General features: G+C 63.3%; 1 protein-coding gene. It reads left to right on the top strand.

The window, feature by feature from the left end; all coding sequences use genetic code 11:
- Window positions 1–1,421 (top strand): dihydrolipoyl dehydrogenase (gene lpdA, locus GR158_RS25025; RefSeq protein WP_160873052.1); only part of this gene is annotated, 1,421 nt, incomplete at both ends.

Below are 1,421 nucleotides of genomic sequence, written 5' to 3'. Positions count from 1 at the left end.
TACGACGTCATCGTTATCGGTTCGGGCCCGGGCGGCTATATTGCCGCGATCCGCGCCGCCCAGCTCGGCCTGAAGACGGCCATCGTGGAGCGCGAGCATCTCGCCGGTATCTGCTCCAACTGGGGCTGCATCCCCACCAAGGCGCTGCTGCGCTCGGCCGAGATCTTCCACTATGCCCAGCATCCGGGCGACTATGGCGTGAAGATCGAAGGCAAGGTGACGCCGGACCTTCCGGCCATCGTCGCGCGCTCGCGCGGCATTGCCCAGCGCATGAACGGCGGCGTCGGCTTCCTGATGAAGAAGAACAAGGTCGACATCATCTGGGGCGAGGCGAAAGTCACCAAGCCCGGCGAGATCGTCGTTTCCAAGACGACCAAGCCGATCCAGCAGCCGCAGGCGCCTGTGCCGAAAAACGTGCTGCCCGAGGGCACCTATACCGCCAAGCATATCGTCATCGCCACCGGTGCACGCCCGCGCGCGCTGCCGGGCATCGAGCCGGATGGCAAGCTGATCTGGACCTATTTCGAGGCGATGAAGCCCGCGGAGATGCCGAAATCGCTGCTCGTCATGGGCTCGGGCGCCATCGGCATCGAATTCGCTTCGTTCTATCGCACGCTCGGCGTGGATGTGACCGTCGTCGAGGTGATGAAGACGGTGATGCCGGTCGAGGACGCGGAAATCTCCGCGCTTGCCAAGAAGCAGTTCGAAAAGCAGGGCATGAAGATCCATCTGGAGGCCAAGGTCACCAAGGTGGAGAAGGGTGCCAACTCCATCACTGCTCATGTCGAGATGAAGGACGGCAAGGTCGAGACGATCACGGCCGACCGCATGATCTCGGCCGTCGGCGTGCAGGCCAATATCGAGAATATCGGCCTGGAGGCGCTGGGCGTGAAGACCGACCGCGGCTTCATCGCCATCGACGGCTACGGCAAGACCAACGTGCCCGGCATCTACGCCATCGGCGATGTCGCCGGCCCGCCGATGCTCGCCCACAAGGCCGAGCATGAGGCCGTCATCTGCATCGAGAAGATCGCAGGTCTTCCGAACGTGCATCCGATGGACAAGTCCAAGATCCCGGGCTGCACCTATTGCCACCCGCAGGTCGCCTCCGTCGGCCTGACGGAAGCGAAAGCCAAGGAGCAGGGCCGCGACATCCGCGTCGGCCGCTTCCCCTTCGTCGCCAACGGCAAGGCGATCGCGCTTGGCGAGGACCAGGGCCTCGTCAAGACGATCTTCGACAAGAAGACCGGCGAACTCTTGGGCGCCCATCTCGTCGGCGCGGAAGTGACCGAGCTGATCCAGGGCTTCGTCATCGCCATGAACCTCGAGACGACGGAGGAGGAGCTGATGCACACGATCTTCCCGCATCCGACGATTTCCGAAACCTTGAAGGAAAGCGTGCTGGATGCCTATGGGCGTGC

Origin of the sequence: Shinella sp. AETb1-6, assembly GCF_009826875.1 — a bacterium.
GTDB classification, from domain to species: Bacteria; Pseudomonadota; Alphaproteobacteria; order Rhizobiales; family Rhizobiaceae; genus Shinella; species Shinella sumterensis.
Note: the sequence above shows the minus strand (reverse complement) of the source record. Positions and strands in the feature narration are given on the sequence as shown.